Origin of the sequence: Leclercia tamurae (assembly GCF_025566055.1) — a bacterium.
GTDB lineage: Bacteria > Pseudomonadota > Gammaproteobacteria > Enterobacterales > Enterobacteriaceae > Enterobacter > Enterobacter tamurae.
In genome coordinates this window covers 74,010-89,351 of record NZ_JAMHKS010000077.1, presented here as the reverse complement: position 1 = coordinate 89,351, position 15,342 = coordinate 74,010, and the positions used below count along the sequence as shown (strand labels likewise).

General features: G+C 58.9%; 15 protein-coding genes. 14 read left to right on the top strand and 1 reads right to left on the bottom strand.

Annotated features, from left to right (window positions below):
- Positions 1-224: 224 nt before the first annotated feature.
- The 14 genes from gspC to iagB all read left to right on the top strand — a co-directional run bounded on the left by gspC (position 225) and on the right by iagB (position 14,269).
- Positions 225-956 carry a type II secretion system protein GspC gene (gspC, locus tag M8318_RS18380; protein ID WP_262663876.1) on the top strand — a complete coding sequence of 244 codons (732 nt, stop codon included), beginning with the start codon at positions 225-227 and terminating at the stop codon, positions 954-956.
- Positions 957-969: 13 nt separating this feature from the next.
- On the top strand, positions 970-2,877 hold the full coding sequence (gene gspD, locus M8318_RS18375) for a type II secretion system secretin GspD (protein WP_262663875.1): 1,908 nt from the start codon (positions 970-972) through the stop codon (positions 2,875-2,877).
- Positions 2,878-2,891: 14 nt separating this feature from the next.
- Positions 2,892-4,370 (top strand): type II secretion system ATPase GspE, encoded by a 1,479-nt coding sequence (gene gspE / locus M8318_RS18370; RefSeq protein ID WP_262663874.1) that lies wholly within the window; start codon positions 2,892-2,894, stop codon positions 4,368-4,370.
- The gene (gspF, locus tag M8318_RS18365; RefSeq protein ID WP_262663873.1) at positions 4,370-5,578 is read left to right on the top strand and encodes a type II secretion system inner membrane protein GspF; all 1,209 of its coding nucleotides are present in this window, start codon (positions 4,370-4,372) and stop codon (positions 5,576-5,578) included. Before gspE ends, gspF begins: the two co-directional genes overlap by 1 nt.
- 2 nt (positions 5,579-5,580) lie before the next feature.
- Positions 5,581-6,024, top strand: a complete 444-nt coding sequence (gene gspG / locus M8318_RS18360) for a type II secretion system major pseudopilin GspG (RefSeq protein WP_269468436.1) — start codon at positions 5,581-5,583, stop codon at positions 6,022-6,024.
- A complete protein-coding gene (gene gspH / locus M8318_RS18355; RefSeq protein WP_262663872.1) occupies positions 6,024-6,509 on the top strand; it encodes a type II secretion system minor pseudopilin GspH in 486 nt (161 codons plus the stop codon). The genes gspG and gspH overlap by 1 nt, the downstream gene beginning before the upstream one ends.
- Entirely contained in the window at positions 6,502-6,876 is a 375-nt protein-coding gene (gene gspI, locus M8318_RS18350; protein ID WP_262663871.1) for a type II secretion system minor pseudopilin GspI, read from the top strand. The genes gspH and gspI overlap by 8 nt, the downstream gene beginning before the upstream one ends.
- The gene (gene gspJ / locus M8318_RS18345; protein ID WP_262663870.1) at positions 6,873-7,550 is read left to right on the top strand and encodes a type II secretion system minor pseudopilin GspJ; all 678 of its coding nucleotides are present in this window, start codon (positions 6,873-6,875) and stop codon (positions 7,548-7,550) included. The genes gspI and gspJ overlap by 4 nt, the downstream gene beginning before the upstream one ends.
- Positions 7,547-8,563, top strand: a complete 1,017-nt coding sequence (gspK, locus tag M8318_RS18340) for a type II secretion system minor pseudopilin GspK (RefSeq protein ID WP_262663868.1) — start codon at positions 7,547-7,549, stop codon at positions 8,561-8,563. Before gspJ ends, gspK begins: the two co-directional genes overlap by 4 nt.
- Positions 8,564-8,578: 15 nt before the next feature.
- Positions 8,579-9,721, top strand: a complete 1,143-nt coding sequence (gspL, locus tag M8318_RS18335) for a type II secretion system protein GspL (protein ID WP_262663866.1) — start codon at positions 8,579-8,581, stop codon at positions 9,719-9,721.
- The gene (locus M8318_RS18330) at positions 9,718-10,203 is read left to right on the top strand and encodes a type II secretion system protein M (RefSeq protein ID WP_262663865.1); all 486 of its coding nucleotides are present in this window, start codon (positions 9,718-9,720) and stop codon (positions 10,201-10,203) included. Before gspL ends, M8318_RS18330 begins: the two co-directional genes overlap by 4 nt.
- On the top strand, positions 10,200-10,970 hold the full coding sequence (locus M8318_RS18325) for a prepilin peptidase (protein ID WP_262663863.1): 771 nt from the start codon (positions 10,200-10,202) through the stop codon (positions 10,968-10,970). Before M8318_RS18330 ends, M8318_RS18325 begins: the two co-directional genes overlap by 4 nt.
- Before the next feature lie 157 nt (positions 10,971-11,127).
- On the top strand, positions 11,128-13,767 hold the full coding sequence (locus M8318_RS18320) for a glycosyl hydrolase family 18 protein (protein ID WP_262663862.1): 2,640 nt from the start codon (positions 11,128-11,130) through the stop codon (positions 13,765-13,767).
- A 61-nt stretch (positions 13,768-13,828) separates the two neighbouring features.
- The gene (gene iagB / locus M8318_RS18315; RefSeq protein WP_262663860.1) at positions 13,829-14,269 is read left to right on the top strand and encodes a type III secretion system invasion protein IagB; all 441 of its coding nucleotides are present in this window, start codon (positions 13,829-13,831) and stop codon (positions 14,267-14,269) included.
- Here the strand turns inward: iagB and M8318_RS18310 are convergent, their stop codons facing one another.
- A complete protein-coding gene (locus M8318_RS18310) occupies positions 14,270-15,283 on the bottom strand; it encodes an NAD-dependent epimerase/dehydratase family protein (protein ID WP_262663859.1) in 1,014 nt (337 codons plus the stop codon).
- Positions 15,284-15,342: the final 59 nt, after the last annotated feature.

Here is a 15,342-nt window from a genome sequence, read left to right as displayed (position 1 = left end):
GGGCTGGAGAAAAATATCCTGAATATCAGGCCTAACATCCCCCCTGGAGAGGGTCAATATTTTTCTGCATTAAAGTTAATGGCAAAGCCGATAGAGCGACACGTAAGACCTTATTAGTATGAGTGGAAATTTGGTGCAGCATGAGGCTGCGTATTTCTGCATTTTAAAAGGCCCGTGAAATAATGAGGATGCAGCGCTTATATGGACTAATAACGCCCTGTGTAATGTTTATTCTGCTGATATTCAGTGGACAACAGGGATACGTGGTCTTCAAAGAGTATAAAAAAGTCAGCGAAAAGGTATCGGATCCTGACAACGCGATGCGCGGGGAGACGGCTCAGGACCAGGATTTTGCCCTGTTCCAGCCTGCCGTTTATCAGGACACCCCCCAGCGCACGGTGAAAACGCCGCTCGGCGCTGAGGTGGAAGGGATTATCAACAGTGACGAAGCATGGATGTCGTTTGCGGTCATTAAAACCCCCTCCGGGCAGCAGAGCTACCGGGAAGGCGAAAGCCTGACAGGCTACAGCGATGCCTGGATAGAGGAGATCAACCGCGACAACGTGGTGATCAACTACCAGGGTTCCCCCCAGACGCTGGCGATTAAACGCCCCGACTACTTTAAAGGCGATACCAGTAATTCACCCACCCCGCGGCCCGTGGCCGATGCGGGGTCTGATAATTTACATCTCAACGACTATTTCGTGCTGAAGCCGTGGTTCGATAACGGGGAGCTCGAAGGCTATCAAATTAAGCCGCGGAACGCGTCCACCTTTTTCAGCCATAGCGGACTGCAAAAAGGCGATGTGGTTGTGAAAGTGAATGCCGTCGATATGACGAAAGAAGAACAGGCGAAAAATATTATCGCCAGCTGGTCGAAAATGAGAGAAGCGGAAGTAGTCGTCAGACGTCACGCTCACCTTGAAAATATTCGGGTTAATGTTTTAAACAATTAACAAGTGTAAAGCCATGAAGAAAATTCCCTGGGCGTGTCTGGTATTGACCGCCGCCTCGCTCTATTCCAGTTCATTGCTGGCCGCTAATTTTAGCGCCAGCTTTAAAAATACCGATATCCGCGAATTTATCGATACGGTAAGCCGCAACCTGAATAAGACGATTCTGGTCGATCCGTCCGTACAGGGCACCGTCTCGGTACGCACCTATAACGTGCTGACCGAGGATGAATATTATCAGTTCTTCCTCAGCGTGCTGGATGTCTACGGTCTGTCGGTGATCCCGATGGATAACGGGATGGTGAAAGTGGTGCGCTCCAGCGTCGCCCGTACCGCCGGTGTGCCGGTGGCCGACGCAAAAAATCCCGGCAAGGGCGATGAGATCATCACCCGCGTGGTGCGCATGGAGAACGTGCCGGTGCGCGAGCTGGCTCCGCTGCTGCGTCAGTTGAACGATGCTTCAGGCATCGGCAACGTGGTGCATTTTGAGCCTTCCAACGTGCTGTTGCTGACCGGGCGCGCCTCGGTGGTCAACCGGCTGGTGGATCTGGTCGAGCGCGTCGATCGCTCCGGGGTGCAGCGTCGGGAGATTGTCCCGCTGCGCTACGCCTCTGCGAAAGAGCTCTCCGATATGCTGAATAACCTCAACAACGAGGAGCAGAAAGGGCAGAACGCGCCGCAGCTGGCGACCAAAGTGGTGGCCGACAACGAAACTAACAGCCTGATCATCAGCGGCCCGGAAGAAGCCCGGGCGCGCACCCGGACACTGGTGGGCCAGCTCGATCGTGAGCAGAACAACGAAGGCAACACCCGCGTCTTCTACCTGAAGTACGCCAACGCCAGCAAAGTGGTGCCGGTACTGACCGGCATTGGCGAGCAGCTGAAAGACAAAGCAGGCGCGGCGAAAAGCAAAACCGCGACGGCCAGCAGCGATCTGAACATCACCGCTGACGAAGCCACTAACTCGCTGGTGATTACCGCCCAGCCGAACGTGATGAATTCGTTGGAAAAGGTGATCGACAAGCTGGATATCCGCCGCCCACAGGTGCTGGTGGAAGCGATCATTGCTGAAGTGCAGGACGGGAGCGGTCTTGACCTCGGCGTACAGTGGAGCAGCAAACACGGTGGGGTGCAGTTTGGCTCAACCGGTATGCCGATCAGCCAGATTAAGAATGGCACCCAGAAAGTGGCCAGCTTTACCGGTCTGGCGACCGGTTTCTTTAACGGCGACTTTGGCGCCCTGATGACCGCGCTCTCTACCGACGGTAAAAACGACATTCTCTCGACCCCGAGCGTTGTCACCCTCGATAACAAAGAGGCTTCATTCAACGTCGGTCAGGATGTGCCGGTGCTGGCCGGGTCACAGACCACCAGCGGCGACAACGTCTTTAACTCGGTAGAGCGTAAAACCGTCGGGACCAAGCTGAAAATTGTGCCGCAGATTAACGACGGCGACATTATTCACCTCAAGATTGAGCAGGAAGTCTCCAGCGTTGACGCCAGCGCCACCGAAGATGCGAGCCTCGGCCCGACCTTCAACACCCGTACCATCAATAACGAAGTGATGGTCCACAGTGGGCAGACCGTGGTTCTCGGCGGCCTGATGGAGAACAGCACCAAGCAGAACGTCTCGAAGGTGCCGCTGCTGGGCGATCTGCCGCTAGTAGGTCAACTGTTCCGCTACACCTCCCAGGATACGTCGAAACGTAACCTGATGGTCTTTATCCATACTACCGTCCTGCGCGACGACGACACTTACAGCGCCTCGTCGAAAGAGAAATACGACCAGATCCGCGCCCGTCAGCAGCAGCGTCTGGAGGAGAAAAAGCTCGGTATTATTGCCCCTGACGGCAACGCCGTGCTGCCCGCTTACCCGACCGCAGCCAGCGCCACGCCGGCCAGCCGCAACCCGTTTAAAGAGTAAGGACGAGGCGCAACATGGACGGACTGAGTCAAGAGTTATGCACCAGCAACTACGCCAAAACCCACGGGGTCCTCTTTTATCAGGATCGGGTCTGGGTGCGGGATGACGCCCCGGCGTTTGCCCTGCTGGAGATGCGCCGGGTGCTGGGGCGATCCTTCACCCCGACAATCCTGACGGCCGAGGCCTTTGACGAGATGCTGGCAAAGATCTGGCAGCAAAATAGCGGCGTCTCCCAGCAGATGGTGGACGATATGGACGCCGACATCGACCTGATGGCGTTAACCGAGGAGATCCCCGACAACGAGGATCTGCTGGATAACGACGAAAACTCGCCGGTGATCCGCCTGATCAACGCCATTCTCGGCGAAGCGGTGAAGGACGGTGCCTCGGATATTCATATTGAAACCTTCGAGCGCACCCTGAGCATCCGTTTTCGCGTCGACGGCGTGCTGCGTCCGGTGCTGCAACCGGCGCGCAAGCTCGCCCCGCTGCTGGTGTCGCGCATCAAGGTGATGTCGAAGCTCGATATCGCTGAGAAACGCCTGCCTCAGGATGGACGTATCTCCCTGCGCATTGGCCGCAAGGCCATCGACGTGCGTGTATCGACCATTCCGTCGCAGTATGGCGAGCGGGTGGTGATGCGTCTGCTGGATAAAAGCAATCTCAAGCCGGATATCAATAAGCTCGGTTTGATTGATGAAGAGCTGGAGAAATTAAAAGGGCTGATTGACCGCCCGCACGGCATTATCCTGGTCACCGGCCCGACCGGTTCCGGGAAAAGTACCACCCTGTACGCCATTCTGTCGGCGCTGAACGGCCATGAACGCAACATTCTGACCGTTGAAGATCCGATTGAATATGAGCTGGAAGGGGTGGGGCAGACCCAGGTTAACCCGCGCGTGGACATGACCTTTGCCCGCGGGCTGCGCGCGATTTTGCGTCAGGACCCGGACGTGGTGATGATCGGTGAGATCCGTGACGGCGAAACCGCGCAAATTGCGGTGCAGGCGTCACTTACCGGTCACCTGGTGATGTCCACGCTGCACACCAACAGCGCCGCCGGGGCCATTACCCGTCTGCGTGATATGGGGCTGGAGTCCTTTTTAATCGGATCCTCGTTGCTTGGTGTCATTGCCCAGCGTCTGGTGCGCCGGCTGTGTACCCACTGCCGGACCACCAGTCCGCTGGACGACAATGAAAAGGCGCTGTTCAGCTTTATGGCGACTCCGCCGAAGGCGATCTATCGCGCGGTAGGGTGTGAACACTGCCGCCAGAACGGCTATCAGGGGCGGGCAGGCATTCATGAATTCCTGGTGGTGGACAGCACCATGCGCCGCGCTATTCATGAAGACAAAGACGAAATGTCCATCGAAACCCAGCTTTTCAAACAGGCCTACAGTCTGCGCGAAAACGGCCTGCTGAAAGTCATCAGCGGCATTACCTCGCTGGAAGAAGTGATGCGCGTCACCGCCGAGCGTGGAGGGGATGAGTAATGGCCTTCTACGCATGGACAGCGACCGACGCGGCGGGTAAAACCCGGCGCGGATCGCTGCAGGCCGAGGGGCAAAAACAGGTGCGCCAGATGCTGCGGGATCAAAAGCTGATGCCGGTCAGCATCACCGAAACCCGCGAGAAGACGGCGGCCGGTAAAGCGGCAACCGGGGCGAAGCTCTCGACCCCGGTGCTGTCGATGTTTACCCGTCAGCTGTCGACGCTGGTCAACGCCGCGCTGCCGCTGGAGAGCGCCCTGAAGGCGATCTCGAAACAGACAGAAGACAAAAAGCTGGCGGCGATGGTGGTGGAGATCCGCGAAAAGGTGGTGGAAGGACATACGCTGTTCGACGCCTTCAGCCAGTTTCCGCGCACCTTTGACAAGCTCTACTGCACCCTGGTGATGGCCGGGGAAAAAACCGGCCACCTCGGTGACGTGCTGGAAAAACTGGCGGAGTACAACGAGCAGCGCCAGAAGATGAAAAGCAAGCTCACCCAGGCGATGGTCTACCCGATCACCCTGACGGTGGTGGCCATTGCGGTGATCAGCATCTTGCTGGTGGCGGTGGTCCCGCAGGTGATCGAGCAGTTCACCCACATGAAGCAGCAGCTGCCGATCACCACCCGCACCCTGATCGCGGTGAGTGATTTCCTGCAGGCCTGGGGGATCTATATCGCCGGCAGCCTTGCGGGGGGCGTTGTCGGGTTTAAAGCATGGCTGCGGAACAGCAAAAACCGTTTTCTGTGGCACAGCTGGCTGGTGAACAGATCGCCGATTAAAAAGCTGGTCTGCGCCATCAACAGCGCCCGCTATATCCGCACCCTGAGTATTTTGCAGGCCAGTAGCGTGCCGCTGCTGGAAGGGATGTATATCGCCATGGATGGTATCGAAAATCTGTATGCCCGGCAGGTGCTGGAGCAGGCGGCCGATACCGTGCGCCAGGGTGCCTCTTTATATAACGCGCTGGATCAGGCGAAATTATTCCCGCCCACCATGCTGTATATGATCGCCTCCGGTGAGGAGAGCGGTGAATTAGGCAATTTAATGGACCGCGCGGCGGAAAACCAGGAATCAGCATTGCAACATCGCATCACCTTGACGCTGTCGGTATTTGAACCGGCGCTGGTGGTGTCGATGGCAACCATTGTGCTGTTTATCGTGCTGTCAATATTACAGCCGCTTCTGCAACTTAATAACATGGTAGGTTAATCATGGCGATGAAACGTAAAAACCTGACCCGTCAGGCGGGCTTCACTTTGCTCGAATTAATGGTGGTGATTGTTATTCTCGGGGTACTGGCCAGCATGGTGGTGCCGAATTTAATGGGCAATAAAGAGAAAGCCGATACCCAGAAAGCGACCAGCGATATTGTCGCGCTCGAAGGCTCGCTGGATATGTATAAGCTTGATAACCACCGCTACCCGACCAGCGAGCAGGGTTTACAGGCTCTGGTGACCAAACCGGACATTGCGCCAATCCCGAACGGCTACCGCGCCGACGGCTATATCCGCCGCCTGCCGCAGGATCCGTGGGGCAACGACTATCTGCTGGTCAGCCCGGGTGAACACGGCGCGATCGATATCTTCTCTGCCGGTCCGGATGGCGAAGCCAATACCGCCGACGATATTACTAACTGGTCGCTCGCGAAAAAATAATGAGTAAGCAACGCGGCTTTACCCTGCTGGAAATTATTCTCGCGCTGGTGATATTTGCCAGCTGCGCAATGATGGTGGTCTCGACAATTCCATCCCGCAGCGGCGCGGATATATTTGGCCAGCAGTTAAAAGCCCTTGTGGAATATGGATCCGATCGCGCGGTGATGGACGGCAATATTATTGGCCTGACGATTACCCCCGATCGTTATCAGCTGGTGACCTTCGAAGAGAAAAACGGCAAACGGGGCTGGGTGCCGTTAACCGCCGGGCGAATTATCACCCGCGGCGATTTCCCGGAGGCGATGCACGTTTCGCTGTCACCCCAGCGGCTGGCGGCGACCCTGGATGCCGAACCGCAGATCCTTTTTTTGCCGGATGGCGAAATCAGCCGTTTTACCCTGTCGCTGCAAAGTGACGACAACCAGCACCGCTTCCGCGTGGTCTCCCAGGGCGCGGCCCCGGTAACGGTAGAGAACGATGGCTAAGGCGAAGCAACAGGGCATGACGCTGCTGGAGGTGATGGTCGCGCTGGTGATCTTCTCCACCGCCGCGCTGGCGCTGATGAACTCGGTGTCCCTCAATGTGCGCTTTACCTACGGCCTGGCGGATACCCTACAGGCCAGCTGGGTGGCGGAAAATCAGCTGGCGGAAGCCCAACTGATGCAGAGCGATTTCCCCGATACCGAAGAAGAGGGCACTGAAACTCAGGGCGGGCGCAGCTGGACCTGGCGCAAGCAGCGGGTGAAATCCGCCGACCAGGGTCTGGTGGATGAGATCCGCGTCTGGGCCGAAGGCGACGACAGCCAGCCGGTTATCACCCTGGATATCATCCCGCCAGGAGAGAAAAAGTGAAACAGACACGCCGCCAGCAGGGGTTCACCCTGCTGGAGATTATGATTGCGCTGACCATCTTCGCGGTGATCAGCACCCTGGCCTGGCAAATTCTGGATGGCGCGATGCGCACCAGCACCGCTACCGATGCCAGCGCGGCGAAGCTCAACCAGCTCCAGCGCGCCTGGAGCCTGCTGGAGCGGGATTTTTTCCAGCTGCAGGCGCGCGCGCCGCGTAACGGTACCGGCGTATTTCGCCTGAAAAACAACGCCCTGGAGCTGACCACCCTCAACGGGGTCAGCGGCCAGGTGCAGCTGGAGCGCGTGCGCTGGCGGCTGGAGGGCGGCCGCCTGTGGCGCGATGTCTGGCCGACCTTTGACGGCCCGGCCAACGCGAAACCGGATGAAGTGCCGATCGTTAATGAGGTGAAAACCGTGCAGTGGCGATTCTGGCAGGGTGGCTGGCAAAACGCGTGGCGCGACAACGACACCCAGCCGGACGGCGTGGAGCTGACGTTGACCATGCAGAGTGGCGACCGCTGGCGCTGGGTCTTTACCACCCCGGGCGAGCTACCGGCAGAAGCGGCAAAACCGGCAGAGCCGACGGCGGATAATCCGACGGAGACCCCGGCAGAGACGCCGCCAGATGCGCCGGCCCCTCCTGAGACCCCGCCCGCCCCGGAGGCACAGCCATGAGCCGGGTGCGTAAACAGCAGGGGGTCGCCCTGCTGGTAGTGCTGATCCTGCTGGTGATGATGTCGGCCCTGGCGGCCAAAATCAGCCAGCAGTTCTGCCGCAATTTGCAGAAAACCCACTACCAGGTGAGCCAGCAGCAGCTGCGCTGGGCGATGCAGCGTCAGGAGCAGATGGTCAAAGAGCGGCTGCTGGCCGCCATCAGCGGCGAAAACAGCGTCCTGACCCTGAAAGGCGAGTGGCATGAGCCGCTGGAGACCCAGGGCGAGTACTACACCGTGGTCAGCCAGGTGGAGGACGCCGAAGACTGCTTTAACGTCAATAACCTGCTGGCGGAACCGGCCCCCGCCGGGAAGGAAGAGACGCCCGCGCCTGCGCCGACGGAAAAGCCGCGTCAGCAGCAGATCGTTGAGCAGCTGCTCACCGACAGCGGCGTCACCACCCTCACGGCAGAAGAGATTTATCTCCAGCTGGTGGATTACCTCGATGAGGACACCACCACCGCCAGAGCGGGGCAGGAGGATGACGCCTGGGCCGGGCTCCAGCCCGCGCGCCTGCCGGCCAACCGGATGATGCTCAGCCTGAACGAACTTAAACAGCTGCCCGCCTTTCCGGCGGCGGCGTGGCCGAAGGTGAGCAGGCTGTTCTGCGCTCTGCCGACCACCGCCAGCCGGGTGGACGTCAATACCCTGACGCCGCAGCAGGCGGGTCTGCTGGCGGCGCTGTTCCCCGGCAAGCTGACCGAAGAAGAGGCGAAGCGGGTGATTGACTCTCGCCCGGACGAGGGCTGGGAAAGCGTGAAGGCATTCAGCGAGCAGCTGGAGCGTAACGCCCCGCAGCTGAAAGACGACCTGAAACAGGCCGCCGGGCTGCTCGACGTCAACAGCCGCTTTTTCCGCGTCAACTATACCGGCAATACCGATGAGTTAACCCTGCGCGTGGTCAGCCAGCTGCGGGCGGAGCGCGAGGCGGGCGAGGTCATAACCTGGCAGCGCCGTTACCGAATGATTGAATAACAAAAGTCTGAGTCTATGAAACAGGTAATTTTTGTGCGTCCCGACACTCGCGAGGACGCAAAAGTATGGTGGTGCGAATCGGGCAGTCAGCAGGCGATGGCGTTGAACGGGCACCAGGCGCTGCGTGACCTGGCGTCCCATCCACTGGCGTCGCGCGTCTGTCTGCTGCTACCGGCGAGTGAGATGGTCTTCCGCCACTTCACGCTGGCGAAAAAGACGCTGTCGGCGCAGAACACCCCCTTCTCCTGGATGGCGGAAGAGACGCTGATTGGCGATGTCGACACCCTCCACTGGACGGTGCTGGGCAAAGCCGGACGCGAGGTGGATGCGGTGGCGATTGACGCCCCGCGCCTGCATCAGTGGCTGGCGCGCTTTCACGACGCCGGGCTGAAGGTGGTGCAGGTCCTGCCGGACGCCTGGCTGCTGCCGGGTGAGGCGAACAGCAACACCCTGGTGCCGCTGGAGGAGCAGGTCTGGCTGCGTCTGGGCCAGGCGATCGCCTGCGAGGTGGAACCCGCCATGCTGCCGCTGCTGCTGGCGAAAACCGCCGGAGAGATCGTCTGCTACGGTGACGCCCCGGCCGGGGTGGCCTGCAGCGAAACCCTGCCGTGGCAGCATCCGCTGGCGCTAATCCAGGCCCGCTGGAAAACCTGCCGGGTGAACCTGCTGCACGGCGAGTTCGACCTGCGGACGGCCGACAGCGGCGCGGCGAAAAAGCTGCGGATCGCCACGGCGCTGATGGCGCTGCTGTGCGTCGGGTTGTTGACCGGGCCGCGTGCCGCCACGGCGTGGATGCTGGTGCAGGAGGAGAACCAGCTCCAGCAGGAGATCGTGCAGCTCTATCAGCACCATTTCCCCAGCCTGCGCCAGCAGAGCAACATCAAATATCATTTTGGTCAGAATCTTAAGAAGCAGAAGAAAGGTATTTTCCAGCAGCTGGATGCGCTGGAGCAAATTAAACGGCGGGTGCCGGGAATGGAAATAGAAGGTATCGAATACGACAACACGCAAAATAACCTGACGCTTAGCGTGAAAGCACAAAATCCGCAGCAGTTGCACGAATTTGTGCAGCAGGCGAGCGCCAGCTTTGCCTTTTCCTTACAGCCTATTTCCACGGTGGCACCTTATACCGCGATGGTGACAGGGAAATATAAATGAAAACAAAAATAGCACAGTTAAAAAATCGCTATCAGCAGTACAGCGTACGCGAGCGCAACCTGATTAAGGTGGGGGCGGCGGCGCTCTGCTGTGCGGCCGTTTATTATGGCGGCGTAGTGCCGCTGGACACGATGATCGGTCGCAGCCAGTCAACGCTGAACCGACAGCAGGAGACGCTGCGCTGGATGCGCGACGAAATTGCCAAAAATCATCTGCAGGTTCAGAAGTTGAAAATCAATAATCCGCGCAGCGCGGTGGAAAACAGCGCCCATAAGATCAACCTGACCCTCAGCGATGTGCGTCAGGACGGCCAGTCCCTGTCCTTCGCCATTAATCGGGTGAATGTGTATGTGTTGAAAAACTGGCTGCGTCAAATGAACCTCGCCACCGGCGTGCAGCTGGAGAAGATGAACCTGACGCCAGTGGATCACCTCAGCGACGTGAAGGCGGATATCCAGCTGAGCTGGAAAAAAAGCGCATGATGGACCCGGCGTTTTGTACCGCCAGCGGCGTGCTGGGGGCGATCCTCGGCAGCTTTCTTGGCGTAGTGGTGGAACGCCTCCCGAGGTGGATGCGGGAAGAGGAGGGGGCCGGGAACCTGCTCTACCCGCCTTCGCACTGCCCGGCGTGCCAGCACCGGCTGCGCTGGTGGGAAAATATCCCGCTGGTCAGCTGGCTGATGCTGCGCGGCCGCTGCTGCCGCTGCCGCTCTGCGATCCCCCTGCGGGTGCTGATGGTGGAGCTGCTCAGCGCGCTCTTTTTTGCCCTCAGCGCCTGGCTGATACTCGATTTACCGGTGCTGCTGGCCCTGTGGCTGCTGTGGTGCGGCCTGCTGCCGCTGGCGATGATTGACCTGCGGGAGCGGTTACTGCCGGACTGCCTGACCCAGCCCCTGCTGTGGGCGGGGCTGCTGCTGAATCTGCATACCCACCTGCTGCCGCTTGCCGACGCCCTGTATGGCGCGGTGGCGGGCTATCTGGCGCTGTGGCTGGTCTATCAGGGCCATCGGCTGGTGACCGGTCGGGAAGGGTTGGGCTACGGCGACTTCAAGCTGCTGGCGGCGCTGGGGGCCTGGTGCGGCTGGCAGGCGTTACCCTCGATCCTGCTGCTGGCGGCGCTGGGCGGTATTCTCGGCTGGGCGATCTGTTTCCGGCATCAGGAGAATGACAACGTTATTCCCTTCGGCCCTTTTCTGGCGTTTGCCGGGCTGATCATCTTTATTCTGCAGCACGCCATCTTCACTTTTTAATTCAGCGGTCAAGTTTTTCCTGAGTTTTTTTCGTGAAAGCGAAGGCGCGAAAAATAATGCGGGGAGCGATATCGTAACTCCGGGTTAAATAACCCTTTTACCATGCCGAATGGATCGCATGGTCTGTTTAAGTTCACGTTTATCACAGGAATGAATAATGAAAATCATGCAGCCTAAATATCTGGCTTTATTTGTCGCTGCGGCGGTGAGCCCGGTATTTGCAGCCGTGCCAGGGAAACCGTCGCTGAGTAACGGTAATGACAAATTTGCCATTGTTGAGGTGGACCAGTCAGCGCAGGCCTATAACTCGCTGATTAAGGTCAAGGACGGCGCTGACGTGACCGTAGAGTGGAACGTTTACAGCGGCGATGTCCCGACATCGGCCAAAGTGCTGCTGGACGGCCAGGAAGTCTGGAGCGGTGCGGGCAGTGCTTCCGGCAAAGCCACCTTCAACGTTAAAAAAGGCGGACGTTATCAGGAGCAGGTTCAGCTGTGTAATGACAGCGGTTGCAGCACCAGCGACAGCAAGCTGATCATCGTGGCCGATACCGACGGTAGCCACCTGCTGCCGCTGAACACCACCATGAAGGAAAACAACAAATCCTTCGCCCAGCACTCCGATAAAGTAGTGGCGGCGTACTATCCTGAGTGGGGCGTTTACGATCGTAAGTTCAACATCGATCAAATTGCTGCTGACAACGTGAACCACATTATTTATGGCTTCATTCCGATGTGCGGCGACCACATCAACGCCAGCGCCGGTAACGCACTGGAAGCCCTGAAGAAAGCCTGCCAGGGCCGTCCTGATTATACTTTAGCGATCCACGATCCATGGGCGGCGCTGCAAATGCCACAGGCTGGCGTCTCGAACTGGGATGACCCCTACAAAGGCACCTATGGCCAGATGATGGCGCTGAAAAAAGCGCATCCGGGCCTGAAAATTCTGCCCTCTATCGGCGGCTGGACCCTCTCCGATCCGTTCTTCCAGATGCACGATAGCGCCATCCGCGCTCGCTTTGTCTCCTCGGTGAAAGAGTTCCTGCAAACCTGGAAATTCTATGACGGCGTGGACATCGACTGGGAGTTCCCGGGCGGCGGCGGTGAAAACCCATCCCTCGGCAACCCACAGGTCGATAAAGAGACCTACACCCTGCTGATGCGCGATCTGCGTGCGATGCTCAACGAACTCTCTGCCCAGACCGGTCGCACCTATGAGCTGACCTCCGCCATTGGCGCAGGCACCTCCAAAATCGCCAACGTTGACTACAATGCGGCGCAGAAGTACATGGACTACATCTTCCTGATGAGCTACGACTTCTACGGCTCCTGGAGCATGAGCGATCTCGGCCACCAGACTGCGCTGCACGCTGCATCCTGGAAACCGGATAGCGTGACCACCGAAGGCAGCGTTAATGCGATGCTGGCTCAGGGCGTTCAGCCGGGCAAAATCGTGGTCGGCGCGGCGATGTACGGTCGCGGCTGGACCGGCGTTCACGGCTATACCGGCGACAATCCGTTTACCGGCACTGCCACCGGCGCGATCCCGGGCTCCTGGGAGGCTGGCATCGTTGACTACCGTGACATCGTCAACAAATACAAAGGCAAAGCGGGCTGGGAATACAAATACGACGCCACCGCAGAAGCGCCATACCTGTTCAACAAGAGCACCGGCACCCTGATCACCTATGACGATGCGCGTTCCGTCGAGGCGAAAGGCAAGTTTGTGCTGAACAAAAACCTGGGTGGCCTGTTTGCCTGGTCACTGGAATCCGATAACGGCGACATCCTGAATGCGATGAACGAAAGCCTGCTGAGCGGCTCTTCTTCTGACGTTCCGGCGGTGACTAACCATGCGCCGGTGGCTTCCGCCAACGACCTGACCGTTACTGGCCCGGCGACCGTGACCCTGGACGGCTCTGCCTCCAGCGATCAGGACGGCGATACCCTGACCTGGAAATGGACTCAGATCGCCGGTCCTTCTGTCACCCTGACCAACAGCACCCGTGCACAAGCCAGCTTTAACGTGGCGGCCGTGGCGAATGACCAGACGCTGGCCTTCCGCCTGACCGTAACCGACAGCAAAGGGCTGAGCAGCACCGCTGACGTGCAGGTGGTGAACAAAGCGCCGAAAGCCAACCAGGCCCCGGTGATTAACACCATGGCGCCGGTCTCGGTTGAAGCGGGTCAGCCTCTGTCCCTGCATGCCCAGGCTGCGGATCCGGATGGTGATGCCCTGACCTACGCCTGGAGCGTTCCGGGTGACATGAACGCCACCGGCACCGATACCGCCAACCTGAGCATTACCGCACCAGAGGTAAGCAGCGACACCCGCTACACCCTGAGTGTCGTCGTGAGCGACGGCAAAACTGCGGTGCAGGCTAACGTCGAAGTGACCGTAACGGCAAAAGCGCAGGAGCCAGCCGACGATGTGACGCCACCAGCGGATGATGCGACCGACAACGGCAGCTGCGACAGCAGCCCGGTTGATGCCAACGCCAGCAACTACGCAGCGTGGAGCAGCAGCAAGGTCTACACCAGCGGCAACACCGTCAGCTTTGATAACCTGGTCTGGAAAGCGAAGTACTGGACTCAGGGCAACCAGCCGGGCTTCGGCGTGGATGCATGGGAGCTGATGAGCAACGTGAAAATGGGCTGGAACCCGACCATGGTTTACAACGGCGGCGACACCACCACCTTCGAAGGCAACGAGTACCGTGCTAAATGGTGGACTAAAGGTGACAAACCGGGCCAGAACGATGTCTGGGTGAAAGTGGGCGCGGCACCAGATTGTAAATAATCTTCCGCACCGGATATGACGGGGGCTCAGCCCCCGTCTTTTTGCGTCTGGCGGGTATGAAATGAAACGCTTACTTCTTCTGCTGTTGCTGCTCAGTCACAGCGCGCTGGCAAACTGCTGGGACAGCGCCGGGCAGCGCTATCACGTCGATCCTTATTTGCTTTATGCCATTGCTAACGTCGAGTCGGGGATGAACCCCTATGCGGTGGGCTGGAACCATGACGGCACCCGGGATGTCGGGCTGATGCAGATTAACAGCATCCACTTTGCCGGGCTGCAGCGCGCCGGGATCGACGAGTATCGCCTGATCAGCGAGCCCTGCACCTCGATCATGGTCGGGGCCTCGATTTTGTCGGGGATGATCAAAGTGTACGGCTACAACTGGGAAGCGGTGGGGGCCTATAACGCCGGGTTAAAAAAAGAGAACTACCCGCAGCGGATGGTGTACGCCCACAAGGTGTGGCGGAAATACCAGCAGCTCAAAACCCGCGGCAGACGCTAATCAGCGGGGCAGCTTACCGTGATCCCGCAGCCAGGCGGCGGTACGCACAATACCTTCATCCAGCGTCACCAGCGGTTTATAGCCCAGCTCGCTCTCGGCGCGCTGCGTATCGAGGGTAAAATCAAAGTTCAGTTTCGACACCCCGTAGTGGGTCAGGGCAGGCTCTTTGGCCGCCTTATTCCCCAGCCGCTCCATGCTGCGGGCAATGATGTCCAGCATCGGGTAGGGCACCGAGCGGATCCGGCACTCAATGTTCAGCTCATCGATCAGCTTCTGCACAATGCTGCGCAGGGTGCGTGGTTCGCCGTTGGTGATGTTGTACGCCCGCCCCGAGGGCAGACCGTCGCTCGCGCTCTGGCTGGCCAGCCACATGGCGTGAATGGCGTTATCGAAATAGGTCATATCCACCAGCGCATCCCCGCCGCGCGGCAACAGCACGCTGCCGTAGTGGTGCATCATCTGCGCCAGACGCGGAATAAACACTTTATCGTGCGGGCCAAACAGGCTCTGCGGGCGCAGGATGGTGAAGCGGGTATGCGGGTTGGACTGCGCCAGCAGATCGATCACCTGTTCGCTGGCGGCCTTGCTGCGGGCAAACTCGCAGGCGTAGCGCGCCGGACGGAAATCTTCCTGGATATCGCGATGGTGGTGATAGTCGAAATAGAGCGACGGGGAGGAGAGATGGACAAAATTGCGCACCCCCCAGGCCACGGCCCACTCGCCCAGACGGCGGGTGGCGCGCACGTTCGCCAGATCGAAAGCTTCCTGGGTTCCCCACGGCGAGGTAAAGCTGGAGCAGTGCCACAGCGTATCGATCCCGGCCAGCATCACTTTTGCCTGGGAAGAGACCAGTTCCGTCAGGTCGGCATGGACAAACTCTGCGCCCATTTTTTGCAGCAACTTACCCATCGCTTCATTGCGACCGGTGGCCCGAACGCTGATGCCTTTATTGCGCAAAAACTCCACCGCATTGCGGCCTAAGCCGCTGGTGGCGCCGGTAACCAGTACCTTCATATCGATCCACTGTTTTGAAAAGAATTTCGTGCGCATTCTTCCGTGAATTACGGCGCTAT

Coding starts and splice junctions, on each gene's coding strand:
- gspC (WP_262663876.1), top strand. CDS start 225: ATGTTTATTCTGCTGATATTCAGTGGACAACAGGGATACGTGGTCTTC.
- gspD (WP_262663875.1), top strand. CDS start 970: ATGAAGAAAATTCCCTGGGCGTGTCTGGTATTGACCGCCGCCTCGCTC.
- gspE (WP_262663874.1), top strand. CDS start 2,892: ATGGACGGACTGAGTCAAGAGTTATGCACCAGCAACTACGCCAAAACC.
- gspF (WP_262663873.1), top strand. CDS start 4,370: ATGGCCTTCTACGCATGGACAGCGACCGACGCGGCGGGTAAAACCCGG.
- gspG (WP_269468436.1), top strand. CDS start 5,581: ATGGCGATGAAACGTAAAAACCTGACCCGTCAGGCGGGCTTCACTTTG.
- gspH (WP_262663872.1), top strand. CDS start 6,024: ATGAGTAAGCAACGCGGCTTTACCCTGCTGGAAATTATTCTCGCGCTG.
- gspI (WP_262663871.1), top strand. CDS start 6,502: ATGGCTAAGGCGAAGCAACAGGGCATGACGCTGCTGGAGGTGATGGTC.
- gspK (WP_262663868.1), top strand. CDS start 7,547: ATGAGCCGGGTGCGTAAACAGCAGGGGGTCGCCCTGCTGGTAGTGCTG.
- gspL (WP_262663866.1), top strand. CDS start 8,579: ATGAAACAGGTAATTTTTGTGCGTCCCGACACTCGCGAGGACGCAAAA.
- M8318_RS18330 (WP_262663865.1), top strand. CDS start 9,718: ATGAAAACAAAAATAGCACAGTTAAAAAATCGCTATCAGCAGTACAGC.
- M8318_RS18325 (WP_262663863.1), top strand. CDS start 10,200: ATGATGGACCCGGCGTTTTGTACCGCCAGCGGCGTGCTGGGGGCGATC.
- M8318_RS18320 (WP_262663862.1), top strand. CDS start 11,128: ATGAAAATCATGCAGCCTAAATATCTGGCTTTATTTGTCGCTGCGGCG.
- iagB (WP_262663860.1), top strand. CDS start 13,829: ATGAAACGCTTACTTCTTCTGCTGTTGCTGCTCAGTCACAGCGCGCTG.
- M8318_RS18310 (WP_262663859.1), bottom strand. CDS start 15,283: ATGAAGGTACTGGTTACCGGCGCCACCAGCGGCTTAGGCCGCAATGCG.